Genomic DNA, 26,491 nt, shown 5'->3' with positions numbered 1-26,491 from the left:
CTAAAAATTCAGTTGTCCTAGTGACACATTTATGTGTCCCCATCGTCTAGAGGCCTAGGACACCGCCCTTTCACGGCGGTAACAGGGGTTCGAATCCCCTTGGGGACGCCACTTACTTATTTTAAGTATTGTGTAAAGCAGTGTGACACCGCACTCTCTATGCACGACGTTATCAAGAGTACCAATCTCTTAGATATGTCATTTACTACTTAGATAGGAAAGTGCAGTGTTATTTGAATAAAAACACAAATTAATACCCTCATTTTATACTTCATTTTTATATCAATCTATTTACACTTTGTTACAAAACCAAACCCATAATCGCTCCATATTCCTTGTTGTACTTTTAATTAGTCTTTAAACTCATTGAGTTAATTTAAATATGGACTAAAAAATGAAACTCACAAAAATTGCACTTGCTGTTTTACTTGCATCAGGGTTGGCTGCATGTAATAGCTCAACTCAAGCTGTTGATAAAAATATTGTTACAGAAACATCAATTCCTGGCGTTACACTTATTGAATCAGTGAAATCTAATGCAGGTGAAATCAACATACCGTATAAAAAATATAAACTAGATAACGGTTTAACTGTAATTGTGCATGAGGATCATTCAGATCCCTTAGTACACGTTGATGTAACATACCACGTTGGTTCTGCTCGCGAAGAGTTGGGTAAGTCAGGCTTTGCTCACTTTTTTGAGCATATGATGTTTCAAGGATCAGAGAATGTTGCTGATGAGGAACATTTTAAAATAATATCTGAAGCAGGCGGTACTTTAAATGGTACTACTAACTCTGATAGAACAAATTATTTTGAAACAGTACCTGTAAATCAATTAGAAAAGATGTTGTGGCTAGAAGCTGATCGAATGGGCTTTTTACTCGATGCTGTAACCCAAGAAAAATTTGAAGTACAACGCGAAACAGTAAAAAATGAGCGCGGCCAACGTGTTGATAATCGCCCTTATGGTCGTTTAGGTGAACGTGTTGCTCAAGCGATGTATCCAGACGGCCATCCATATTCATGGCCTGTAATTGGTTTTATGGACGATTTAAATCGCGTAAATGTAAATGATTTAAAAGCATTCTTTTTAAAATGGTACGGACCAAATAATGCAACGCTTACCATTGGTGGTGACATCAACGCTAATGAAATACTGCCATTAGTTACTAAATACTTTGCACCAATCCCAAAAGGTCCTGAAATACCTAAAGTTGAAAAAACAGCTGTAATACTAGATGCTGATAGATATATTTCAATGGAAGATAAGGTTCACTTACCTTTATTAAGTATGAGTTTCCCAACGACTTATGCTCGCTCTGAAGATGAAGCACCTCTTGATATACTTGCTGAAATATTAGGTGGAGGTAATAATTCACTACTATACAAAAACCTAGTTAAAACTCAACTTGCTGTTCAAGCAAGTGCAAATCATCCATGCCAAGAGTTAGCGTGTTCAATTAGTCTTTATGCTTTACCAAATCCTACAGCAGGGAAAACGTTAGCTGATATGGAAAAAATCATTCGTGATTCATTTGTTGAATTTGAAGAGCGTGGCGTTACACAAGATGATTTAGATAAAGTAAAAGCTAAAATAGAGTCAGGTGCAATTTTTGGTCTGCAAAGCGTATCAGGAAAAGTCTCTCAACTAGCCGCATCTGAAACGTTTACAGGTAACCCAAACTCAGCTAAAGATGAGATTGCACGTTATAACAAAGTTACAAAAGCTGATGTTATGCGTGTTTTTAATCAATATATCAAAGGTAAATCTGCCGTTATTATGAGTGTTGTGCCAGAAGGTCAAACTCAACTTATAGCTGCCCCAGATAACTTTACGCCTAAAGCGCATGATTTTGGAGGTCCATCTACAACTTCAGCTGATGATTTAGTAGCACGAAGAGCTGTTGATACATTTGATCGAAGTATTCACCCTGTAGCCGGCGCAAATCCTGCTGTTGATGTTCCTTCTCTTTGGCAAACTAAGACCGAAAACGGTATTAAAATATTAGGTACGCAAAGTACAGAAACGCCAACCACCGCTATTTTCATTAAAGTTCCGGGTGGCTTGTATAATGAGCAAGCTAGTAAAGTGGGTTTATCGTCAATGACTGCATCGTTAATGAGCGAGTCAACGCAAAACTATACTACAGAGCAAATGAGTAACGCGCTTGAAAAACTGGGTAGCCAGGTAAGTATCTACTCAGACAAAACACATACAAATGTGTATGTTTCTAGCTTAACTAAAAATGTAGATGCAACGCTAAAGCTTGTTGAAGAGAAATTATTTAAACCAGCATTTAATGCCGATGACTTTGAGCGTAATAAAAAGCAAATCATTCAAAATATTCAACATTCAATGAAGGATGCAGGGTATTTAGCATCTAATACATACAGCAAATTACTATATGGCGACAATATAGCTGCACTTCCAAGTACTGGAACGCTTAATAGTATTGAGGCTATTACATTAGATGACGTTAAAGCTTTTTATAACGCAAACTTTAAACCACAAGGCGCGCAAGTCATTATTGTTTCTGATTTAAAAGAGTCAACAATTGAGCCAAAGGTTAAAGCTACACTTGCAAACTGGCAAGGTAAATCGAGCCCAGTTACTGTTGATTTCAGCGAACCTAAAGTCGAAACTAATGTCATTTATCTTGTAGATAAACCAGATGCCCCTCAATCAGAAATTCGTATTGGTAAACGCGATATGGTTGAAGACATTACTGGTGAGTTTTTTAAAGCTAACTTAATGAACTTTGCATTTGGTGGCACGTTTAACAGCCGTATCAATCTAAATTTACGAGAAGATAAAGGCTACACTTACGGTGCTCGCTCTCGTTTTTGGGGTGATAAAACATCAGGCGGCTTTACAGCTTCTGCAGCGGTGAGAGCCGACTCTACTGCAGCGTCTATTACAGAGTTTACTAATGAGCTTAATAACTATGCTCAAAACGGTGTCACGGATGAAGAGCTTATGTTTATGCGTAAAGCTATCAATCAAAAAGATGCGCTTAAATACGAAACGCCTAATGCAAAACTTGGCTTTTTAGCACAAATATTAGAGTTCGATTTAAAACCTAGCTTTGTAAAAGAAAGAAATGAGATTGTTAGCAATATTAGCAAAGAAGAAGTTAACGCCTTAGCTAAAAAACACTTAAACACTAAAGATATGATTTATTTAGTAGTGGGTGATGCTAAAACACTTCGCCCAGAGCTTGAAAAATTAGGCATGAAGGTTGTTGATTACAGCCTTTAATATTTAAATAATTGGAATTATAAAGCAGCTTTTTTAGCTGCTTTTTTTTGCCTGATTTTAGAGTGTTGATCTTTTTGAAAGTAGATTACAGGGAGCAACTACAGCGTCTTTCTTTAGATATAAAATATAGTTTTATAGTTGAAGCCTTCAAATAACACCCCATTCCTAGCTTTATTATTCAGTACTTATAAAGATTCAATTTGGTAGCATAAATTTAAACATCCAACTTTATTAGGAGGATTTATGGCAAGTGGATGGGCACGAGACGGTGCAATTCAAGATCAAATTGATGCAAGTGTTAACGACGCCGTACAGTATGCAAGAAGCAATTTAATATCTGGTGCAAGTGCTGAGCTATGTGACGAGTGCGATGAAAAAATCCCACAAGCACGAAGGCTCGCGCTACCAGGAGTTCGCTACTGTGTTGCATGCCAAGCTGCAATAGAAGGTAATGGTGCCAGCGCTAAATCGTTTAATAGGCGTGGTAGTAAAGATAGTCAGTTGCGTTAAAAAAAGGTGCTGCAAAGCACCTTTTATTTAATACCAATCTGCATAACCATTTGAACTATATATAAAATTAAACCTCTCCATAGTTATACCAACCAGCATAAATCTTTGATCAATTTAACGAATTAAATTGCACTATTACGTCGATAAAAATTTTTTATTTAGAACAACTAGATACAAAAATTTTGCCTAGTTCTAGCGTAATTTTTTTAACGTTAAATAGACCCCATATATAAGCAGATTGGCATTAAGCAAATTGTTATAACTTGAATTAGTTGTTAAGTAATTTAAAATTTACTCATGTCTTCTTTTTTCTGAATTAACTCAATTGCATAGCCATCTGGGTCTTTTACAAAAGCAATTTCAGTAGTACCGCCTTTTACAGGCCCTGGTTCACGGCTTACATTGCCACCAGCAGCTTTAATATCTGCACATGCTTTGTAAATATCATCAAACTCAATAGCAATATGACCATATCCATTACCTAGGTCGTAGCTATCCTCGTCCCAGTTATAAGTTAGCTCTAATACTGTGTTATCTGCTTCGTCGCCATATCCAACAAAGGCAAGAGTGTATCTGTATTCACTGTTATCAGCTCTGCGTAATTCTTTCATACCTAATATTTCAGTATAAAAAGCAATTGATTTATCCAAATCCGCTACACGAAGCATAGTATGTAATAAACGCATTTTTAGTTCCTTTAGTTATTTATTCAAAGTTAAGAGTATTTTTAACTAAGCGCTATTATCAAGCGCGTTTTAGGGGGGTTATATGTATTAGCCATATATGTAGGCATTACATATAAATCACAACCTTAATATGAGAGTGGGCTTAAAACAGTTTGAGTTCGACCTTTATAAATTACCAATTAATGAATCATTTTATTAAATTTTGGATGTTTAAATAACCAGTACTCAATTATTGGTCAACCTATTAGTATAAAAAAAGTTACTGATTGTTCAACAAAAGTTAACCTTTGCTTAATTGTGCTGTTGATATATAACCATTTGTTTTAATAGGATATTAAATTAATTTTTGTGTAATTTTTAAAAATGTGGCGTTTGCTTGGTTAACTTATTGGTTGACAAAAAAGTCGTATGGTAATACAGTTTTTGCATACCAATTGGTAAGTTGCTTGGTTTGAGTGAGTACAATGTATTGGTAATTAATCAGAGTTACGTTTTGCACAGGTTAATTTATAAATAACTCAAGCTTAAAGTTACTCTACAAATTGAAACAAAAGACACAGCGTATTTATAGAGTAAATTTTACTTGTTCTTATAAAAGTATGCGCCACATATTTAGGAGTTATTCATGTCAAAACCAGTCATCGGTTTCATCGGCTTAGGCTTAATGGGCGGCAACATGGCCGAAAATTTACAAAACAAAGGCTATGAGCTAATTGTTATGGACCTTAGCAAAGATGCGGTTGCAGCATGTGTTGCTAGAGGCGCAAAAACAGCAAGCACTGCAAAAGAGCTAGCTGAAGGTTCAGATATTGTTATGTTTTGTCTTACAACGTCTGCCGTTGTAGAAAAAATTGTTTACGCAGAAGACGGTATCCTAGCGGGTATTAAAGAAGGTGCAGTATTAGTTGATTTTGGTACTTCTATCCCATCATCTACTAAAAAAATTGGTGCTGATTTAGCAGCTAAAGGCGCAGGCATGATCGACGCGCCACTAGGTCGTACACCAGCACATGCTAAAGACGGTCTTTTAAACATTATGGCTGCAGGCGATATTGATACATTCAATAAAGTTAAACCAGTACTTGAAGATCAAGGTGAAAACGTTTTCCATCTTGGCGAGCTAGGTGCAGGTCATACAACTAAGCTTATCAACAACTTCATGGGCATGACGACAGTATGTGCTATGTCACAAGCATTTGCAGTGGCAGAGCTTGCTGGTGTTGACCGTCAACAACTTTTCGACATTATGTCGACTGGCCCATCTAACTCACCATTTATGCAATTTTGTAAAAACTATGCAGTTGATAATGTTAGCGACCTTGGTTTCTCGATTGCTAATGCAAACAAAGATTTAGGCTACTTCCTACAAATGGTAGAAGACCTAGGTACTGAATCAAAAATCGCTGAAGGTTCATCAGCTAACCTACAAGCAGCGTTTGACGCTGGTATGGGTCAAGGTAACGTTCCTGAAATTTTTGATTACTTCAAAAAGTTAGAAAAGTAATACTTCTCGACCTTATTGAGCGCTTTGAGCTTTAACTTAAAGCGCTTTAACACACATGACACCAATTGACTAAAGTCTTTGTGCAATGTCAGCTTTTTTTAATTCTGATGAAGCACTACTTTCAGTCACAACGAAAAAGAGTTAACTATGCGTTTGATTAATACAATAAAGCTTAGTCTAGTTCTCATCGGTTGCATATCCACACAAGTAGCGGCCAAAGATTATTTTATAGAAAATAAACAAGCTTTTAATGATATCGCAGCTAATCTAGTTGCTGGCGACAAAGTAGTACTTAAAAATGGTACTTGGTCTGACTTCGAAATTTTACTTGAAGGCCAAGGTACAAAAAACTCTCCTATTATATTAACCGCTGAAACTAACGGAAAAGTAATTCTATCAGGTCAATCTAATCTAAGACTTGCAGGTAAATACCTTGAAGCTTCTGGTTTAGTATTTAAAGACGGCTACACACCGAGCTCAGCTGTAATAGAATTTCGTAAAAATAAAAATGAATTAGCCTACAATTCACGAGTTACTCAAACAGTAATCGATAATTACAGTAATCCAGACAAGCGAGAGTCTGATTATTGGGTTGCCTTATATGGACAACATAACCGCTTTGATCATAGTCATTTAGTTGGCAAACGCAATAAAGGTGTGACAGTTGCTGTTCGTTTAAACACCAAAGCAAGCCAGGAAAACTATCATCGTATAGATAACAACTATTTTGGCTACCGTCCAACTTTTGGTTCTAACGGTGGTGAAACCCTGCGTATTGGCACAAGCCATTACTCACTAACTGATTCGCATACATTGGTTGAAAATAATTACTTTGAACGTACCGATGGTGAAGTAGAAATTGTTTCGGTTAAGTCAGGTAAAAACATCCTTCGTAATAACGTATTTTATGAAGCGCGCGGTACATTAACGCTGCGCCATGGTAACGGCAATCTTATAGAAGAAAATATCTTTATTGGTAATGGTGTTGATCACACAGGTGGTATCCGCGTTATCAATAAAGATCAAATTGTAAGAAATAACTACCTACAAGGCCTAACAGGCTATCGTTTTGGCAGTGGTTTTACTGTAATGAACGGCGTACCAAATTCATCTATTAATCGTTATCACCAAGTAGAAAATGCGACGATTGAAAACAACACATTTATAAATGTGCGTCATATTCAACTTGCTGCAGGTAGCGATGCTGAGCGTAGCGCAGCCCCAAAAAATAGCGTAATGAAAAACAACTTAATCATAAACCAAGATGGTGAACAGCCATTTACAACATTCGACGATGTAAGTGGGTTAGTATTAAGTAACAACATTGCAGATACAAAAGTGCTTTCTGAGCTAACGTACGGTGTAAAAAAAGAAAAAATCACGCTTGAAAAAGCAAGTAATGGTCTACTTTACCCAACCTCTAAAAGTTTAAATGTAGGTGCAAAGCGCGATTTAAAAGTACTTAAAAAAGAAGATACCGGTGTTAGTTGGTATGCAAAAGTACCTGCTTTAGTTGATTTTGATTCTGGTAAGACACATTCTGTTAAAGCTGATGTAAGTGCATTACTAGATGCTATTGATAATGCAGAGTCGGGCGATGTTCTAGAACTAGCGCCTGGCCAGTATGATGTGTCTAAACTGGTTAAAATTGATAAAACGTTGACAATTAAAGCAAAGCAGAACACAAAGTCTAAACTTACTTTTCAACGCTCTACCTTGTTTGAAATACATGATGGCGGCAGCTTAAAACTAGATGGTTTATCAATTTCAGGTGAAAACGCGCCAGATGCAATAGGTAACAGCATTGTTCGTACGCAAAAATGGGGTATGGTTGATAATTACCGCTTTGTAATGACCAACTCAGAGTTAAATGCTTTAGATATTAATCATTCATTCCATTTTTTTATCACTGGTAAAGGTGCAATGGCTGACGAAATTATTGTTACAGGTAATACCTTTAATACAGTAACAGGTGACATTTTACGTCTAAATACTGAAATTGAAGACTTAGGTGTTTATAACGCGGAATACGTCATTGTAAATAATAATACATTTAATAATGTAGAAGGCGGTGTACTTAAGCTTTACCGTGGTGGCACTGATGAAAGTACATTTGGTCCTCATTTTGAAATGACAAATAACACGCTTAATAACGTTGGCCTTGGTAAGCGTAACAAAGAGCAAGCGAGCATTTATGTTCACGGTGTTCAGGTTACTAATATTAAAGATAATAAATTTGTTAAATCTGCTCCTATTGTTGTAGAGCACACAGTAGGCGAGCCTAAAACTGAAATCTCAGGCAATACATTTGATGCCACTAAAGCACCAAGCGTTAAAGAGTTAAGAGTTAAAGGCCCACACACGGCAGTATTAAAAAATAACAACATTTTAAATAAGGCAGGGTAAATACTATGTACTTATTAAAATGCCAAACACGTTTTAAAATAGCTGCTGTAGCTGCAATTACATTACTTACATCACTGGAGGCGCATGCAGCGCACCCAAACTTAGTGATTACTACTGATGATGTTAAGCAAATGCGCCAAGCAATTAGTAGCAACGGTAGCACAAAGTTTGCTACTGCGTTTGAATCGCTAAAAGCGCAAGTAGATGAACAAATTGCACAGCCTATCACTGTACCAGTTCCAAAAGATGGCGGTGGTGGTTATACACATGAGCGCCATAAGAAAAATTATCAACTTATGTACAACGCGGGCATTATTTATCAATTAAGCCAAGATGATAAATACGCAAACTATGTACGTGATATGTTGCTTGAGTATGCAAAATTATACCCAACGCTTGGTCTGCATCCAAAACGTAAAATGGATTCGCAAAATCCAGGTAAGTTTTTTTGGCAAAGCCTAAATGAAGCAATGTGGCTTGTGTACACAATACAAGCTTATGATCTAATTCATGACTCGTTAAATGCCGATAATATTAAAACAATCGAGAATGACTTACTCCGTCCTGTTTCGTTGTTCACATCTGTAGGCCAACCGTCTACATTTAATAAAGTACATAACCATGGAACATGGGCGACAGCGGGTGTTGGCATGGCTGGGTATGTATTAGGCGAACCTGAGTGGGTAGAAAAATCATTATACGATTTAGAAAAATCGGGTAAGGGTGGCTTTATTAAGCAGCTAGAGATGCTGTTTTCACCACAAGGTTACTATAACGAAGGTCCTTACTATCAACGCTTTGCACTATTACCATTTGTAACGTTTGCAAAAGCGATTGAAAACAACGAACCACAAAGAAAAATCTTTGAATATCGCGATGGCATATTATTAAAAGCGATTGATACGACGATTCAACTTAGCTACAACGGTTTGTTCTTCCCAATTAACGATGCAATAAAAAGTAAAGGCATCGATACCATTGAGTTAGTAAATGGTGTAACGGCAGCGTACGGCTTAACCAACGATGCAGGTTATTTAGATATTGCTAAGCAACAAGACCAAATAATTCTCTCTGGTGATGGGCTAAAAGTAGCTCAAGCACTTGATAACAACATGGCAAAACCTTATTCGTTTAAATCTGTTGCCTTCGGTGATGGTAATGACGGTAAACAAGGTGCTTTAGTTGTAATGAGAACGCAGGTAGGTGGCGATCAAGCGCTACTGTTTAAACCTGCTGCACAAGGTTTGGGCCATGGTCATTTTGATAAATTAACATGGCAGTTTTACGACCACGGAAATGAAATTGTATCTGATTATGGCGCAGCACGTTTTTTAAATGTAGAAGCTAAATACGGCGGTCGTTATTTACCTGAAAACGAAACTTACGCAAAACACACTGTTGCGCACAATACGGTAGTGGTTGACGAAACAACGCATTTTAATGCAAATGTTGAAGTAGGAAATAGTAATTACCCTACACTTAACTTTTTCGAAACAAATGAATACGGCACGGTTTCAAGCGGCGAAATAAGCACAGCTTATAAAGGCGTAGATCTTGAGCGTACGCTTGCACTTATTAACTTACCTGAACTACAAAGCACAGTTGCACTTGATATATTTGATGTTGCTGCAAATAAAGCGCATCAGCTTGACCTGCCTTTGCATTATAAAGGTCAGCTTATCGATACCAGCTTTGAGTTAAAAGCAAATGCAGCACAACTGTCTGCACTAGGTACTAAAAATGGCTACCAACATTTATGGCTTAAAGCTCAAGCGCAACCTCAAAGTGGTTTAGCTAAAGTAACGTGGTTAAACGAAAATGGTCGTTTTTATACGCAAACGAGCTTGGTTAAAGGTGATGAGTCTTTCTTGTTTACTCAAATAGGCGCAAATGACCCTCACTTTAATTTACGCAACGAAAATGGTTTTATTCGTCGTGTTGAGGGGCAAAAGCAACATAAGTTTATATCTGTATTAGAGCCACATGGTGAGTACAACCCAAGTAAAGAATATACCCTAGAAGCTGTTAGTCGAGTTACAAAGCTTGAATATAGTCAGCAGGGCGATTTAACACTTGTTGAACTTGATATTAAAGGTAACTCATATTTAGTGGCAATTAATAAAGCACAAACATCAGCTAAAAACACATTCAATTATCAAAATAAAGAGTTCACTTTAAATGGCCGATTAGGCGTTTATATGATGAACAATAATCAGGAGTAAATAGGATGCAAAAGCAAAGCGCAAACTTTTCATTTGGTAACGAGACCGAAATAGAAGACTTAGGAAATGGTCTAAAACGTCAAATGCTAGGTTATAACGAAGAGCTAATGGCTGTTAAAATTTGGTTTGAGAAAGGGGCTATTGGTTATAACCATGCTCACAGACATTCTCAAGTAACGTATGTTGTTGAAGGTGAGTTTCACTTTAACATTGATGGCGTAACTAAAATCTTAAAACCGGGTGATAGCTGCTTAATCCCACCATTTGCTGATCATGGAGCTACCTGCCCAACAGGCGGAATCCTGATTGATACTTTTAGCCCAGCGCGTGAAGACTTTCTTGAGGATTAATTATGCAACTTAAAGGCTTACGTTGGTGGGTTATAGCGCTAATAGCGCTAGCTACCATTATTAACTATATCGACCGCCAAGCACTTAGTGTGCTTTGGCCGGACATTGTTGAAGATTTATTTCCTGATGAATCAGCGCTAGAACGCAAACAAATATACGCTAATATTTCTATTGTGTTTGTATTTGCTTATGCATTTGGTCAGGCAATCTTTGGTAAAATATTTGACTGGGTGGGCACACGCTTCGGTTTTGTACTATCAATAGGTGTTTGGTCTATTGCAACCGTTGCGCATGCATTTGCACAAGGTGTACTTAGTCTTAGTATTTTTCGCGCAATCTTAGGTGTAGCAGAAGCCGGTAACTGGCCTGGTGCAGCTAAAGGTAACGCAGAATGGTTCCCTACTAAAGAACGTGCTTTAGCACAGGGTATTTTTAACTCTGGCGCCGCAATTGGTGGCATTATTGCTATTCCTTTAATTGCTTATTTAACTATCTACTTTAGCTGGCAAATGGTGTTTGTTTTTGTTGGTGCATTAGGTTTCCTTTGGTTAGTTCCATGGTTAATTTTAGTTAAAGCACCGCCTAGCTCACATCCTTGGCTTACTGCCGAAGAACGTGAATATATCTTAACGGGTCAAAGACGTGTTGATGACAACGGTGATGTAACTGGTGAAGACGAAGAGGAATATAACCCTACAACTGCTGAGTTACTTTCTCGTAAGCAAAGCTGGGGTGTAATCATTGCCTCTGCCGCAATTGACCCAATTTGGTGGTTATTTGTTTTTTGGATCCCTATTTACCTAAACGAAGTATACGGCATGGATGTTAAATCTATTGGTATATACGGTTGGGTACCTTATGTTGGCGCTATGTTTGGTGCTTGGTTTGGTGGCTTATTGGCACAAAACAGGCTTAAAGCAGGTTGGAATACAGACAAAACACGTAAGCTTACTATTACGCTGGGTTGTTTAATTATGTTACCAGCGCTACTTGCAATGGCAAATCCAGGCGGACCAACAACAGCAGTACTAATTATGGCTGTTATCTTATTTGGTTTTCAAACTGCAATTGGTAACGTGCAAACACTACCAAGTGATTTGTTAGGAAAAAAAGCAGTGGGTACATTATCAGGTTTTTCTGGTATGGCGGCAAAACTTGGTGCTGTAGGTCTTACATCGTTAGTACCTTTTCTTACTGCTGATGGTAACTACACACCAGCATTTGTAATTGGTGCTTCTTTAGCCATCATAGCAATGGCAGCTGTTTGGATTTTAATTCCAAAAATAGAACCTCTTAAAAAGCCTCAATAATCTAGATAATAACTGCTATGCCAACATATTTTGTATAAGTGCATAGCAGTTAACTACATAGGGTAACTTCCAAGATGAAAAATATTTACTTTATCGGTGAATGCATGGTCGAGCTTAGAGCTATGAGCGCGGCAACACTGCACCAATCATTTGCAGGCGATGTTTATAATTCTGCAGTGTATTTAAAACGTTGCTTCCCGCAGGTTACTACTTCGGTTGTTACGGCTTTAGGTCAAGATAATTTAAGTAAAAAAATGCTAGAACGCTTTGAAAGTGAACAAATAAATACGCAACTTGTATTTGCTCACGACACCAAAGTACCTGGTATGTACTACATAGAAACTGATGAGCATGGTGAGCGTAGCTTTATTTATTGGCGCAATGATTCTGCAGCTAAAAAGGTTGTTGATTTTTTAGATGCTGATGCACTCGAGCAGCTTAGCCAAGGTGATATGTTTTTCTTTTCAGGAATTTCATTAGCAATAATTGAAGAAAGTGCACGTGAAGACTTTTGGAAAGTGGTAAAGCAGCTTAAAGATGCTGGGGTTAAAATCGTTTTTGATCCTAATTACAGAGCACGTTTGTGGAATAGTGTAGAGGAAACAAAAGAGCAGTATCATTTAGCCTTTACGTTTGCAGATATTACCCTACCAGGCGTTGAAGATTTAACAACACTTTATGACGTTCATAGCGTAGAAGCAGTAGTTGAATATTTAAAGCCTTACCAAATTGAAGAAATTGTTGTTAAAAATGGCCCTGAATCGGTAGTGACAAAAGAGGGCGATACGCTTCAAAGCCACACTATAATACCGGTAACAAATGTTGTAGATACGACATCCGCAGGCGATGCCTTTAACGGTGTTTACTTAGGTGCACGTTTATCTGACAAATCAATTTCAAGTGCTGTACAACTTGCTGCAAAAGCGGCAGGGACTGTTATACAGCAACCAGGTGCTATTGCTCCAAAAGATATATTTCAGCTAGCAATGGCTGAAGCTGGGATCTGATACCAATTTTATTAAAAACATGATCACCTTAGCGTATTAAATAACTCACTAACTACGTTAAAAATTATTTATATAGAGCAACTATGTATCATAATTTTAGCCTTGTTATTGAGCTATTTTCTTGTCGCTATAATAGCTCATTAATTTAATGCAATTGGTATAACAAAATAATTAAACATTAAAGGCCGCCATACCTCGGCCGCATTACTTTTTATAAAGGAACAACGTTATGACTCGCTTTTCTGAACTTATGGCAGGACAAACACTGCTACCTATAATTCAAGCAGATACTCCAGAGCAAGGTGTTCAAATAGCGAAAGCTATGGCCAATGCTGGGCTTACTTTAGTTGAAGTAGTGCTAAGAACAGAGGCATCAATAGAGGCATTAAAAGCTATTAAAGCACAGGTGCCTGAGCTAAAAGTAGGTGCGGGAACAGTCATCAATACTGATATTTTGGAGCAAGCACTTGAAGCGGGTTCTGATTTTATTGTAACCCCAGCGGTGTCTCCTACGTTACTTGAAGCACTTGCTAAATGTAATGTGCCGGTACTTCCTGGTGTATCAAACACCGGTGATATTTTAATGGCGCTTGAATATGGCTTTGAAGAGCAAAAATTATTCCCAGCATCGCTTGCTGGTGGCGCTCCTTTTGTGTCAGCTGTGTCGTCAGTATTTAGAGCAGTCAGCTTTTGTCCTACAGGTGGCGTTAGCGAAAGTAACAAAATGGACTATCTTTCTTTAAATAATGTATTCGCCGTTGGCGGTACTTGGATAGCGAAAAAAGAATGGGTTGAACAAGAAAATTGGCAAGCAATTACTGATTCTTGTATCCAGGCTTTAAAATAGAAAGGATTTCATAAATGAATTATTTAGCCCCAACAATACTACCAGGCGTAATCGTTGGCGATGAAGTAAGTGCTGTGTACGAGCATGCACGTACACATCAATATGCGTTGCCAGCGGTAAATGTTGTTAGTACAACATCTATTAATGCGACGCTAGAAGCTGCTAAAAAGAAAAACTCGCCCGTTATTATTCAGCTTTCTAATGGTGGAGCACAATTTTTTTGTGGTAAAAGCTTATCTTTACCAGAGCAACAATCAGCTGTGCTTGGGGCGGTAAGTGCTGCAAGGTATGTACATTCAGTGGCAGCACATTATGAAGTAGCAGTGATGCTTCACACTGATCACGCAGCTAAAAAGCTACTACCTTGGATTGATGGTTTGCTTGATGAAGGTGAAAGACACTTTGAACTGACTGGCAAACCATTGTTTAGCTCACATATGATTGATCTGTCAGAAGAGCCTTTAGAAGAAAATATCGAAATTTGTGAACGTTACTTAACGCGTATGGCAAAAATAGGTATGACGCTTGAAATTGAGCTTGGTTGCACGGGTGGCGAAGAAGACGGTGTTGATAACTCACACCTAGATAGTTCTGCTTTATATACTCAGCCTGAAGATGTTGCATTTGCTTACGAACGCTTAAGTCGTATTAGCCCTAACTTTATAATTGCAGCCTCTTTTGGCAATGTTCATGGTGTATATAAACCGGGTAACGTTGTTCTTACGCCAACTATTTTAAAAGATTCACAAGCTTACGTATCAGAAAAATTTAATCTACCAAGCAACTCAATTAACTTTGTTTTTCATGGTGGTAGTGGTTCTGAGTACAGTAAAATTGCAGAGTCTTTAACGTATGGCGTAGTGAAGATGAATATTGATACCGATACGCAGTGGGCGTGTTGGACAGGTATTTTAGATTACTACAAAGACAAGCAAGCATACCTACAAGGGCAAATTGGTAACCCTGACGGGGATGATAAGCCAAACAAGAAATACTATGACCCTCGTGTATGGTTGCGTCATTCAGAGCAAAGTATGGTTGCAAGGCTAGAGCAATGCTTTGACGATCTAAATTGTGTAAACAGGTATAGCGCATGAAAAGATTAAATACAGTATTGAAAGAAGACGGTGTAGATACCGATCTTATTTTACTTATTCGCACAATTTTAGCGACCAGTAAAGAAATTGCTTTTCGAGTAAGCCAAGGTGAATTAGCCGGTGTTTTAGGGTCAACTCTGAATGAAAACGTTCAAGGTGAAGTTCAAAAAAAGCTTGATGTAATCGCAAACCAACTACTTAAAGACATCCTACTTGATGATAGCTGTGTACGATCTGTTGCATCAGAGGAAGAAGATCATGCGGTAGGTGGCCACCCTGAAGGTAAGTTTATTGTTGCTTTTGACCCGTTAGATGGCTCTTCTAATATTGATGTTAATGGGCAAATAGGCACTATATTTACTATTTACTTAGCCCGTGATGATGTTCCTTTTGATAGCGACGAGCAATTTAGTCAGCCCGGTGTAAATCAAGTGTGTGCAGGCTATGTGTTATACGGCCCTTCATCATTACTTGTAATGAGTACTGGCGGTCCTACGCGTTGTTATACGTTAGATTCAACACATGGCGGTTACTTACTGACAAACAAGCAGTTAAGTGTGCCAGAACAAAGTCGCGAATTTGCCGTAAATATGGCTAACTATCGTTACTGGGACGAACCAACACAAGTGTATTTTGATAAATTGCTATACACCTGTGAAAGCTTTGAAAAAAGCTCAATGCGTTGGAATGCAGCGATGGTAGGTGACGTTCATCGTATTTTATGCCGAGGCGGGTTATTTTTGTATCCACAAGATAAACGCAGTGGTAACGATAACGGAAAAATAAGACTGCTTTATGAAGCAAACCCGTTAGCACTTTTAGTTGAAAACGCAGGTGGTAAAGCAACCTCTAGAGGAGCGCGAATTTTAGATATTGCGCCCACTAGCTTGCACCAGCGTGTGCCTGTAGCTTTGGGTTCAAATGAGCCTGTAGAGTTTTATAATAACGCCATGTTATAAAACAGCACTCAAAAAAAGGGGTAAGAAAATTGCCCCTTTTTACCTTTAATTTTAATTCTCTTTGTAAATCATCCTCTTTATACAAACTCACTTCTTTTCTTATTGTCTTCAAATAAGAATACTTCACATATATTAAATAATATTACTTACTAAACCCTATATAAAACTAAGTTTTTACTATAACGCTATGTATCTTCAACGTTATTTTTCACAATTGAATTCAATTCTTAACCAACAATAAAAGCCCGAGGTTAACTTGGTGTTTATTTATTGTTATTTAATTAGGTGGCGATAGTGGAAAAACTTATTTTATTGTGGTTATATTACCAAGTTGGTTAACAATTCATTTGCAACTCAAATGAATTTGGTAATAATTACATGATTTATTTGGTAACACACACAATAGATAACCAAATATTAAAACTATAAATTTGGAGAATAGAGCCACCATGAAATTCAAACATTTTGCGCTATGCGCTATTGCAGCAGCAATCGTTGGTTGTGACACAAACTCAAACAACAATGACAACAACTTGGGCTCTATTGCTCTTAGTGGAACTGTTACAAGCGGACAAACATTAACAGCTGAAGTTAGTGACCCTGATGGTATCTCAGGTGACGTGACTTACTACTGGTATGCAGATGGTGAGGCAATTGCTGGTGCAAATAGCGCTTCATTTACATTGACTGACGATCAGATAGGGTTACCAATTACAGTTCAAGGGCTTTATACCGATGATGGCGGTATTAATGAATCGCATATTACAGAACCAACCGCAGATGTTGCCGCAATCGCATTTCCTGCAAGTTTAACTATTACAGGTGACGCACTAGTTGGTTCGCAACTAACTGCTAATGTAGCTGACGACAATGGCTTTGATGGCGATACAGTAACTTATAAATGGTTTGCAGATGACTTAGAAATTGCTGATGAAGCACTTTCAACGCTCACGTTAACAGACGCACAGTTTGGTACAGTTATTACAGTTAGTGCATCTTTTGAAGATAGCCGTGGGTTTAACGAGTCTGTAACTTCAGCCGGTACAGAGGTTGTCGCACGAACAAACTCAGAAGGCGAAGTTACAATTAGCGGCACGCCAACTGTTGGAAATACTTTAACAGCAGAAATTAATGATACCGATGGGGCGACAGGAGATATCACTTATCAATGGCTTGCTGACGCACAAGAGATAGATGGCGCAATAGAGAGCACCTTTACAGTTGATGCATCACTTTTAGGTCAAAAGGTAAGTGTTCAGGTTGCTTATACAGATGATAATGGGTTTATCGAGGATAATACATCAGAGGAAACAATTGCTGTTTCTGCTGTTGCGGTTGACGAAGCCGGTAGCGTAGCCATTATGGGTGTAGTGCCTTATTTAACAAATGGCGAGTTAACCGCTGAGATAACTGATAACAACGGCGTTGAAGAGGCTAACGTTACTTATACTTGGTCTGCTGATGGCGTTGAAATAGCTGGGAGCAATAGTAAAACATTTACACCTTCTGATTACGCTGGCTCAATAATGTCAGTAAAAGCCACGTATACAGATAATGATGGCTTTGCGAGTGAGGTTACAAACTCACTTGATACATTGGTTTACACACAATTAGTTAGTAACCCTGAAGCACTCCTTGGTGCTATAAGTGGCGGTTTAGCTGACGGTGATGTTATTGGTTTAAACACGGGTGTTTATGCTGATATGGACGCAATTTTATTAACCAGTGCAGTCACGCTTCGCGCTGTAGAAGGTCAAACTCCTGTACTTAGTGGTGAAGTATGTGTGCATGTAGCTGCTGGAGTAGATGGCGCTGGGTTAACAGGGCTTACCTTTAAGAATATAGATACTAAAGCGGGTGCATTTTGTGAAACCGAAGAAGGTGCTGTTATTTACTCAGAAGGGGATAACTTTACTTTTTCGCAAAACACGATGGATGGAGAAGAAGCTACACTCAATAACTCTGAATACCATTGGCTGATGATAAAAGGTCAAAGTGCGTTGGTTGAGCGAAATACATTCTCTAATCGAAATGTAGCAGAAAAAGGGTCTGTGATAAAAATATCATCATCAAGCTCTGATCACGTTATTCAATATAATTTATTTAGTGACAGTGATAATCCAAACTTTGATCAATCAAGTTTATACTTAATCAATGCTGGTAGTACAACGGGTAGTGGTGCAGCTGATAACGCAAACTTTACTATTCAGTATAACCGCGTAGAAAACTTTGTAACGGGTCGTCGTTTAATGCGAGTGCAAACTTCTGGCGCAACCATCAAAGGCAATACAATCATAAATCCTAATGGTGGTATTTCATTAGAAGATGGTGGGTTTAATAGTGTTACAGACAACATTATTATTCGTACTACAGATATTGCAAGCTCAAGCGATAGACCTGCTGGGGTATTGATTACACCACTTGGTCACACCGTGAGTAACAACTACATTGCTGGTATTCGTTCTGGTAATAAAGAAGCGGGCGGTATTGTATTTACAGCTAACCCATTTTCACAAGCTGATGGCGGTGTGCCAAACTCGGGTAACCAAGCTGTACTTGATGCGGCTGGCGACTTTACACTAAATGTAACAAACAATACGGTTTTGAACTCACAGCAACCTATTGTATTTAGTACGGAAATAGGCTCTAAAGCACCAACAAGTGATTGTGATGAGTTAACCGCAGCGAATGCGCCGGTTCTCTATGGGCTGACCAAAAATGCGTTTGTTATAAACTTTAATGGAAATTTAATTGCAAACGGTTTAGGTGATCAAACAGACGCAGATACAATAAGCAGCAGTGCTACAACTCAAGGCCTATTTTACCCAAATACACTTGATAGTGACCATGCTTTTGAATATGACTGTGACTTAATTAATCATGATAGTTCGGTGCTAAGTAACAACTTTGGCTATATGGATAGTCGAGTATCAGGCGATGCAAGCGGTGACTGGGTTGAAATTAGAAAACTAAATGGTAATGGCGCATTCGATACTGATGGTGCAATTGACCAAGACCCAGCAAATAACGGTAAAGAAGTGCTTGAGTACGTTACAGCAGCAAGTACGTTATTAGAAACTGACCCTGCAGGCCTTCAGGCAGAGGCAGGTGCTAAAGGTCTTCATTATATTCAATCATCTGAAGTCGGTGTTGGATCTACATGGAAAATACAAAACGATTAAGTAACCAATTAATCAGTTAACTTTTAAAAGCCCCAAATTTGGGGCTTTTTTATTATTTATTAATAATCACCACACTTTTCTCAACCTACATTACCCATTTATCGACTAGTTTAGAGCTGTTTATATTCTAGCAAAAAACCTGCCTGACCTACTGGTAATGCCGTTAAGTTAAAATTGGTATACCTTATGGTAATATTAAAGCGTCAAATTGGTTGATCATCGTGCTGGGTTTAAGTATATTAATATCAAAGGTCACATAAAATATACATCAGCATAACAAGCTAACACACTAAAATCACACAACAACAACCAGCGGAGAATTCAAATGTCGTTGAAGTCACGAGATAACAATAATTCTACAACAGGGCAGTTTGCAATGCGCCCAGTTGCAAAATGGGTAAGAACAGCGGTCATCGCAGGTATGGCAAGTTCTTGCGTATTTACAGCAAGCGCACAGGAAGATCAGGGAAAAGCGACAGAAGTTGAAGAAGACGTTGAAATAATTAGTGTTACAGGTACACGTAGAACGATACAAGATCAAATAGCAATTAAACGTGAAGCAACAACAGTAGTTGATGGCCTGTCATCTGAAGATATTGGTGATTTACCAGCACTGTCAATCGGCGAAGCACTAGAATCAATTACAGGTGCTGCATCTCACCGTGAAAACGGTGGTGCTACAGAAATCACTATCCGTGGTCTTGGTCCATTTTTAAGTGCAACACACATTAATGGTCGTGAAGCGACTAATGGTAGTGGTGACCGCTCAGTTAACTTTTCGCAGTTCCCTTCTGAACTTGTAAAAAAAGTAGCGATATATAAAACGCAAGATGCCTCAATGATTGAAGGTGGTGTTGCAGGTGTTATTGCACTTGAAACTATAACTCCACTTGATTTTGGCAAACAACGTGTATCAGCTGAGGTTAAATTAAATTACAACCCAGACGAAGGTAATGTAGATAACTCGCTGCAAAGTGACGCGGGTTACCGTGGCACGTTTAGTTATGTTGATCAGTTTGAATTTGATAACGGCCAAGCCGTTGGTGTGTCTTTTGGTGTGCAGCGCCAAGAAATTAGTCAACCAGAGGCTGAATACAGAAGTTCTAGCCCATCAGGTTCTTCATTGTGGGCGTGTTTAAACGATCCGACTAATACCAATGAAGGTTTTTATCGTAGCAGCGCAGGCGACTGTGAAGACCAAGTTAATGGCAGTAGCAACCAAGGTTACGATACAGAAATCGATCCAGAAACAGGTAAAGCAGTAAGTGATGGTACTCCGTATGCTTGGACTGGCAGTAGCCGAAGCTTTCGCCAAAACGAGACATCAGATGAACGTGATGCAGTATTTTTTGCACTGCAATACCAACCGTCAGCTGATTGGGATGTTAACTTTGATGCACAAATTTCAGATAGAACACAACAAGAAGCACGCCACGATTTAATCTTTTTACAAAAACGTGCAACACCAGGTGTAACCGGTCCAACACTTGTAACTAACGATGTAGGCGGTATTTTACATTGGGAAGGTGAAGAGCGTATTGAATCAGCAGGTGAGCAATTTTCTCGTGAAGAAAACTACCAAGGTTACGGCATAAATATAGAACATACAGTTACCGATAGATTAACTGTTGACTTAGATTTAGCGTATTCAAAAACTGAACGTGAAGAACTTCAAATATCTAACCGTGGTAGAACATCAGGTCGCAATTTCTTTTCTTGGGATATGGGCGATGAAATTCCTCATTTCACACTGACAGATTTTGACGTAACAGATATTTCAAACTTTACAGATAGCCTAAGAACACGACTTGACCGTGAAAATGTTCGTGAAAACGAAGTTATCTCAGCGCGACTAGATTTTGACTATGCGCTAGATGGCAACGTTTTTACAAGTATTCAAGGTGGTATTAGAACATCTGAAATGACCTTCCTACAGTATGGTGGTAGCCAAGGTAACGGTTCAAGAAACGAATTTACACTAGACTCTGGTACTGAAGCGCTTGACGTATTACAAGGTTGTCAAATCGATTTCCCTGAATCAGGCTTTTTATCGAGTGTATCTGATGGTGATATCGTAACAAATATTGATAGCGACGGTAACGTTGTAGCTAGCGGTACAGGTTCATCATGGGCTACATACGACAACGTATGTTTCTCACAAGCTGTAGCTGGTTCTAACGCTGATGGTGTGTTTGCTTACCCAGAAGTGGAATATGAAAATGCAGGTACAATTGATGTAACAGAAAAAACAACATCAGTGTACTTAATGGCTAACTACGATACTGAAATGTTTGGCAAATTCATTCGCGGTAACTTTGGTCTTCGTATTGTAGACACAGATGTAACTTCGATTGGTTTTAGAAATAGCTTTGATGTTGTAACAAGTGATACCGGTGTACTGTCTCTAGTTGAGTCTGATAACGGTTCACTGGATAAAATAAAAAGTGGTGGCGATTACACTAAGTATTTACCAAGCTTTAACCTAGTTATTGATTACAGCGAAGATATTTTATTCCGAGCAGGTATATACCGTGGTATGTCACGCGCAAATCCATCTAATTTAGGTTATAGCCGTACATTCCAAGAAGATACAGAAGGTACAGCAACTTCAATCAGCGATTTATTAGTGGGTGTAAATGGTTCTGGTAACCCAGATACTCAACCGCTTATGTCGTGGAACTACGATGCTGCATTTGAATGGTACCCTAACGAAGATTCAATCTTAGCGTTAAGCTTATACTACAAACAGTTCAACGGTGGTTTTCAACAACAAACAGTAATTGAAGATTTTACTGTTGCCGGTGAAACTGTTTCATTACCAATTACTAACTCTGTTACATCAGACGAGGACAGTGAAATATTAGGTCTTGAAGCTTCATTTTCTTACCGCTGGGATAATGGCATCGGTATGAAATTTGGTTACAACTATGCAGACACTGACTTTGAGTTCCAAGATAGCTTATACGGCGATACGTTTGTTACTGATGTAGACGGTAATACTACACAATTAACTGACGGTATTGTTGAGTCAGCTTCAGTACCTGGCTTCTCAAAGCATGTATTTAGCAGCCAGCTGTACTACCAAATTGGTGGGTTTGATACTGCCGTTATTTACAAATATCGTAGTGAGTATTTCCAACCATATACTACAAATGGTACTCGACTTCGTTATGTTGATTCTGTAGGCGTTTGGGAAATGCGCGCATCATACAAAATTGATGAGCACTTTAGAGTTAAAGCAGAAGCAATTAACTTGTTCAGCGCACCTAAATCACAAGATTTCTTTGTTGAAGGAAACTTAGGTGAAGTGAATGACTACGGCCCACGCTTATTCTTAGGTTTAAGCTACAAGCTGTAATAATAGTTAAACATTAAATCTCATTAAAAAGGCGGTTTTACCGCCTTTTTTTGATCCCTAAATTCTTCAATTTTATATTTTCAATAGCGCTAATAAATAGTACTCAACACAGCTCGCTTTCTAATAAACGCTTCTTGACTCAAAACCAAATTGGTTAACCAATAATGCCATTTATTCAGCACGCCCAACATCATCGGTTTCTCCTTCCTAAATTATTTCATTTTTAAAACGATAACTCTTTTAACCCTTGTAATTAACAGCTCAATTTCTAATTAAATTTAAAATCAATAAATAACAATAACTTAAAATCTACTTTATGATTTTAAATTATAGGTTAGTTAAGTTTTTCTATTTTGGTAATAACATATTGCATAATATTTGATCTAAATTTATTACCAAAAGGTTGACCTTTTTATAGTTGGGTGTAAATATAAAGTTAAGGGTTTGTAATAATTAAGGGCTTTTAATAAAAACAATAAAGTAGCTGGTTAAACATAGCATTTCACACACACAGGAAAAAAACTATGAGTCACAAGTTATCTAAAATTACACTGGCAGTTATATCGGCAACCGCACTTGGTATGTCTTTGTCTACACAGGCGCAAGAAGCTCCAAAAAAAGCTGCAGACGATCTTGAGGTTATCGAAGTTTCAGGCATTCGACAATCGCTTACAAATGCGCTTGCACAAAAGCGTTCAGCAGATAGCCTTGTTGAGATTATTGAGGCTGTCGATATTGGTAAGCTACCAGATCAAAACCTCGCAGAAGTACTTGAAAATGTAACAGGGATTCAAATTACCCGTGAAGCAGGGGTAGGTACAGGTGTTCAAATTCGTGGTACCAATGCCAATCGTACAGAAGTGAACGGCGTATCAACAGTTGGCTCAGGGTCTGGGCGAAGTGGCATTAGTTTTGAAGATGTATCAGCTGCAATCATCTCCGGTGTAGAAGTAATTAAGTCACCTGAAGCAAAAACAATCGAAGGCTCTGTGGGCGCAACAATAAACCTTAAAACAATTCGCCCGTTACAGTTAAATGAAACTCTAGGCTCAATTAGAGTTCAAGGTGAAGATAGTAGCTTATCAACAGATGGTGTTACTCCTAGGGTATCGGGTGCTTGGGGTGATAACTGGGAGCTTGATTCTGGCGGTAAGTTTGGTGTTGTATTTAGTGGTAGTTACAGTGAGCAAGACGTAACCGCATTTCGTCCTCGTGCTGATAGAGATAATTCGATAGCCGCTGATAGTGGTGCTGCAAGTGCACAATCGTTTGATTTTCTACCAGTACAATTTTTGATTCAAGATTACGATAATTACGAATACGAGACAAAAAACTTCGCAGGTACATTTGAATATGCACCAAACGATAATATGAAATTCTTTTTTGATGCAGTTGTTAACGATCAAGAGCGCCGCCAAGAAAGCTCAAGAGTACAAGCATCTGGCCTAAGTGATCTTAGAAATGTATCAATACCGAGTGAATTTGAAACAGTTAATTTTGGTTCTCTTGACGGACAAAACCTAGGCAGCATACAAGCGGCCGTAAGAGGCGTTATTCCGGTTGAAGACGGTGGTGGCGATCCTAATTTACGTTTTTCTAGTGATACTAATTCACGCATAACAAAAAGCAAAATATTTAGAATAGGGGGCGAATGGCAAGGCGATAGATTATTTGCAAGTGTTGAAGCCTCAACCTCTCGTTCTGATTCAACTACACCAAGCTTTAATACAACGCTTAATTTTATAAATCCAAATGTCGCTACTAATTCGTCAAATGAAAACGGGACTCCTTTTGAGTATGATCTTACAGGTGATGCACTTACATTTGGTATTGCAACGGGGGAGGCAAACGCACCAACAATGGCTCAATTACTCGACCCTGCAAATGTTGTTCTACGTGACGTAAACCAAGGGCAAGATGAGTCAGAAAATACAGAAGATGCGTTTCGTACAGATTTTACATATTACTTAGATGATGTAATAACGTCAGTCGATTTTGGTTACCGCTACAGTAAAACGAGCAGTATGTCGGATCAAGTTCGCTCTAACGTTGGTTTAAGAAATATGGCTGATAGCCCAACGGGTGATTTATTTGCACAATTATTAACAGCGGGCCCAGATAACTTTAATGATGGTGATGGGCGAGCACTTTATATTCGTGATTTCTTACTTATAAACCCAGAGCTTGCATCCTCTGATCCACAAGCTGTATTAGCAGCACTTAACCAAGCGATTGAAGCTAATAATGCAATAACAGGTTCTGATCGTGGTCCAATAAGTTCACCAACGTCTCAAGTAAATGCGTTTTTTGATATTGAAGAAGAAACACATGCCTTATATGCACAAGCTAATTTTGAGTATGGCATGTTTCGCGGTAACTTTGGCTTACGTTATTTAGAGACTGAAGTTACATCGCTAGGTAACTCTGTTACTCAAGATGGAAGTGGCAACGAACTGGTGACTCAAGTAACGTCAAAAGGTGATTACGATTTCTTTTTACCACGATTTAATTTAGCCGCGAATGTAAGTGAAGATGTGATTGTTCGTCTAGGTTGGTCAAAAGATATCAGACGCCCAGATTTTGATGACCTATCTACATCCGTTACGTTTGGCACCAGCCCTAATAGTGCAGTTTCAATAGGTAACTCAGGCTTAGAGCCAGAAGAAGTAACCTCTTTCGATATATCCACTGATTGGTATTTTGCACCCGCTGCTTTATTAAGTGTGGGGTACTTTCATAAAACACGTAGCGATTTGCACGTTACACAGCAAGTTGACCCATTTGAAGACCCAAACACAGGCTTTCGCGATACAAATGGTCCTGAATGTGAAGGCGGCGGCATATTTAACCCAATTGCTGACATAAACGTATTTGGCCCAGATGCTGGTGTAGGGTTATGTGTACCAACACAAACTACTATTAATGATTCTGGCGAAACAACACAGCAAGGCATCGAGCTTGCAGCTCAATACGACTTATCAAATTTTGAAAAAGAGCTAGGCTGGGCATCAGGTTTTGGTGTTGTTGCTAACTACACCTATCAAGAATTTTCTGGTGGTGAATCATTTGACACCGCAACGAGTCGTGCAAATGCTGTTTTTGCATTAACAACCGGTAACCCGGATGCAGACATCAGTGCTAAGCAATCACTCATTGATCTGTCAGAAAACGCATATAACATCACATTTTACTATGAGAAATACGGTCTATCTGCTCGAGCGCGTTACACGTGGCGCGAAGGGTACCGTTCAACTGACTTTGGTAGCACTTCAAGCTTCCCATGGGGTTTCCCTGTTGTACAAGAAGACAGAGGGCAGCTTAATGCCAGCATAAGTTATGATGTGAACGATCAGCTAAATATCGGTATTGAAGCCGTTAACTTAACTGAGTCAGAAGTTAGCCAGTCTTGTGTAAACGAAGGTGCTTTACTTTGTTTCCAAGGTATTACAGACCGCCGTATTACATTTGGCGCAAGCTATAGATTTTAAAGGTTATAGTTAAATCGAGTCTATAAGTGTGTGTATTTAAAGACGCTAAAAGCAAGCCACCTGGCTTGCTTTTTTTTAACTATAATTAGTTAACATTTACAAAAATGATTTATTCCACTTTGTATTTTACTTATCAATACCGTTACAGCGGCAATGTCTTGCGACACTGCCACCAGTAATTATACCAACCTGCATAAATCTTTGATCAATTTAACGAATTAAATTGCACTATAACGTCGTTAAAAATTTTTTATTTAGAACAACTAGATACAAAAATTTTTGCCTAGTTCTAGCGTAATTTTC

15 protein-coding genes and 1 tRNA gene are annotated in these 26,491 nt (G+C 38.5%); 15 read left to right on the top strand and 1 reads right to left on the bottom strand.

Going from position 1 to position 26,491, the window contains the following annotated elements:
• The first annotated feature begins 35 nt into the window (after positions 1 to 35).
• The 3 genes from H5116_RS04330 to H5116_RS04320 all read left to right on the top strand — a co-directional run bounded on the left by H5116_RS04330 (position 36) and on the right by H5116_RS04320 (position 3,772).
• Positions 36 to 111 (top strand) — tRNA-Glu (locus tag H5116_RS04330).
• A 283-nt stretch (positions 112 to 394) separates the two neighbouring features.
• Positions 395 to 3,262 (top strand): pitrilysin family protein, encoded by a 2,868-nt coding sequence (locus H5116_RS04325; protein ID WP_058154926.1) that lies wholly within the window; start codon positions 395 to 397, stop codon positions 3,260 to 3,262.
• Positions 3,263 to 3,505: 243 nt separating this feature from the next.
• Positions 3,506 to 3,772 carry a DksA/TraR family C4-type zinc finger protein gene (locus H5116_RS04320; RefSeq protein ID WP_002962957.1) on the top strand — a complete coding sequence of 89 codons (267 nt, stop codon included), beginning with the start codon at positions 3,506 to 3,508 and terminating at the stop codon, positions 3,770 to 3,772.
• Positions 3,773 to 4,056: 284 nt separating this feature from the next.
• Here the strand turns inward: H5116_RS04320 and gloA are convergent, their stop codons facing one another.
• Complete coding sequence (gene gloA, locus H5116_RS04315) at positions 4,057 to 4,458, bottom strand: lactoylglutathione lyase (protein WP_024594782.1); 402 nt, start codon at positions 4,456 to 4,458, stop codon at positions 4,057 to 4,059.
• A gap of 625 nt (positions 4,459 to 5,083) precedes the next feature.
• Here gloA and H5116_RS04310 point away from each other — a divergent pair.
• The 12 genes from H5116_RS04310 (at position 5,084) to H5116_RS04255 (ending at position 26,188) form a co-directional block, all read left to right on the top strand.
• The gene (locus tag H5116_RS04310) at positions 5,084 to 5,962 is read left to right on the top strand and encodes an NAD(P)-dependent oxidoreductase (RefSeq protein ID WP_002962960.1); all 879 of its coding nucleotides are present in this window, start codon (positions 5,084 to 5,086) and stop codon (positions 5,960 to 5,962) included.
• Between the two features lie 147 nt (positions 5,963 to 6,109).
• Positions 6,110 to 8,368: a polysaccharide lyase 6 family protein gene (locus H5116_RS04305; RefSeq protein WP_182715636.1), complete on the top strand. Its 2,259-nt coding sequence runs from the start codon at positions 6,110 to 6,112 to the stop codon at positions 8,366 to 8,368.
• A 5-nt stretch (positions 8,369 to 8,373) separates the two neighbouring features.
• A complete protein-coding gene (locus H5116_RS04300; RefSeq protein ID WP_182715635.1) occupies positions 8,374 to 10,590 on the top strand; it encodes a heparinase II/III family protein in 2,217 nt (738 codons plus the stop codon).
• Between the two features lie 5 nt (positions 10,591 to 10,595).
• On the top strand, positions 10,596 to 10,940 hold the full coding sequence (locus tag H5116_RS04295; protein ID WP_002962963.1) for a cupin domain-containing protein: 345 nt from the start codon (positions 10,596 to 10,598) through the stop codon (positions 10,938 to 10,940).
• A gap of 2 nt (positions 10,941 to 10,942) precedes the next feature.
• Entirely contained in the window at positions 10,943 to 12,250 is a 1,308-nt protein-coding gene (locus tag H5116_RS04290) for an MFS transporter (protein ID WP_002962964.1), read from the top strand.
• A gap of 74 nt (positions 12,251 to 12,324) precedes the next feature.
• On the top strand, positions 12,325 to 13,257 hold the full coding sequence (locus H5116_RS04285) for a sugar kinase (protein WP_039489409.1): 933 nt from the start codon (positions 12,325 to 12,327) through the stop codon (positions 13,255 to 13,257).
• A 229-nt stretch (positions 13,258 to 13,486) separates the two neighbouring features.
• On the top strand, positions 13,487 to 14,104 hold the full coding sequence (gene eda / locus H5116_RS04280; protein WP_058154918.1) for a bifunctional 4-hydroxy-2-oxoglutarate aldolase/2-dehydro-3-deoxy-phosphogluconate aldolase: 618 nt from the start codon (positions 13,487 to 13,489) through the stop codon (positions 14,102 to 14,104).
• Between the two features lie 14 nt (positions 14,105 to 14,118).
• Positions 14,119 to 15,201, top strand: a complete 1,083-nt coding sequence (gene fbaA, locus H5116_RS04275; RefSeq protein WP_002962276.1) for a class II fructose-bisphosphate aldolase — start codon at positions 14,119 to 14,121, stop codon at positions 15,199 to 15,201.
• Positions 15,198 to 16,160, top strand: coding sequence for a class 1 fructose-bisphosphatase (locus H5116_RS04270; protein WP_182715634.1), 963 nt, complete (start codon positions 15,198 to 15,200; stop codon positions 16,158 to 16,160). Before fbaA ends, H5116_RS04270 begins: the two co-directional genes overlap by 4 nt.
• A gap of 449 nt (positions 16,161 to 16,609) precedes the next feature.
• Positions 16,610 to 19,342, top strand: a complete 2,733-nt coding sequence (locus H5116_RS04265; RefSeq protein ID WP_182715633.1) for a poly(beta-D-mannuronate) lyase — start codon at positions 16,610 to 16,612, stop codon at positions 19,340 to 19,342.
• A 325-nt stretch (positions 19,343 to 19,667) separates the two neighbouring features.
• Complete coding sequence (locus tag H5116_RS04260) at positions 19,668 to 22,700, top strand: TonB-dependent receptor (RefSeq protein ID WP_058154912.1); 3,033 nt, start codon at positions 19,668 to 19,670, stop codon at positions 22,698 to 22,700.
• 524 nt (positions 22,701 to 23,224) lie between these two features.
• Positions 23,225 to 26,188, top strand: coding sequence for a TonB-dependent receptor (locus H5116_RS04255; protein ID WP_182715632.1), 2,964 nt, complete (start codon positions 23,225 to 23,227; stop codon positions 26,186 to 26,188).
• Positions 26,189 to 26,491 lie beyond the last annotated feature (303 nt).

This window comes from Pseudoalteromonas sp. SG45-2, assembly GCF_014164115.1.
Classification (GTDB): domain Bacteria; phylum Pseudomonadota; class Gammaproteobacteria; order Enterobacterales; family Alteromonadaceae; genus Pseudoalteromonas; species Pseudoalteromonas distincta.
Note: the sequence above shows the minus strand (reverse complement) of the source record. Positions and strands in the feature narration are given on the sequence as shown.

Coding starts and splice junctions, on each gene's coding strand:
- H5116_RS04325 (WP_058154926.1), top strand. CDS start 395: ATGAAACTCACAAAAATTGCACTTGCTGTTTTACTTGCATCAGGGTTG.
- H5116_RS04290 (WP_002962964.1), top strand. CDS start 10,943: ATGCAACTTAAAGGCTTACGTTGGTGGGTTATAGCGCTAATAGCGCTA.
- H5116_RS04295 (WP_002962963.1), top strand. CDS start 10,596: ATGCAAAAGCAAAGCGCAAACTTTTCATTTGGTAACGAGACCGAAATA.
- H5116_RS04320 (WP_002962957.1), top strand. CDS start 3,506: ATGGCAAGTGGATGGGCACGAGACGGTGCAATTCAAGATCAAATTGAT.
- fbaA (WP_002962276.1), top strand. CDS start 14,119: ATGAATTATTTAGCCCCAACAATACTACCAGGCGTAATCGTTGGCGAT.
- H5116_RS04260 (WP_058154912.1), top strand. CDS start 19,668: ATGTCGTTGAAGTCACGAGATAACAATAATTCTACAACAGGGCAGTTT.
- gloA (WP_024594782.1), bottom strand. CDS start 4,458: ATGCGTTTATTACATACTATGCTTCGTGTAGCGGATTTGGATAAATCA.
- H5116_RS04310 (WP_002962960.1), top strand. CDS start 5,084: ATGTCAAAACCAGTCATCGGTTTCATCGGCTTAGGCTTAATGGGCGGC.
- eda (WP_058154918.1), top strand. CDS start 13,487: ATGACTCGCTTTTCTGAACTTATGGCAGGACAAACACTGCTACCTATA.
- H5116_RS04305 (WP_182715636.1), top strand. CDS start 6,110: ATGCGTTTGATTAATACAATAAAGCTTAGTCTAGTTCTCATCGGTTGC.
- H5116_RS04255 (WP_182715632.1), top strand. CDS start 23,225: ATGAGTCACAAGTTATCTAAAATTACACTGGCAGTTATATCGGCAACC.
- H5116_RS04270 (WP_182715634.1), top strand. CDS start 15,198: ATGAAAAGATTAAATACAGTATTGAAAGAAGACGGTGTAGATACCGAT.
- H5116_RS04265 (WP_182715633.1), top strand. CDS start 16,610: ATGAAATTCAAACATTTTGCGCTATGCGCTATTGCAGCAGCAATCGTT.
- H5116_RS04300 (WP_182715635.1), top strand. CDS start 8,374: ATGTACTTATTAAAATGCCAAACACGTTTTAAAATAGCTGCTGTAGCT.
- H5116_RS04285 (WP_039489409.1), top strand. CDS start 12,325: ATGAAAAATATTTACTTTATCGGTGAATGCATGGTCGAGCTTAGAGCT.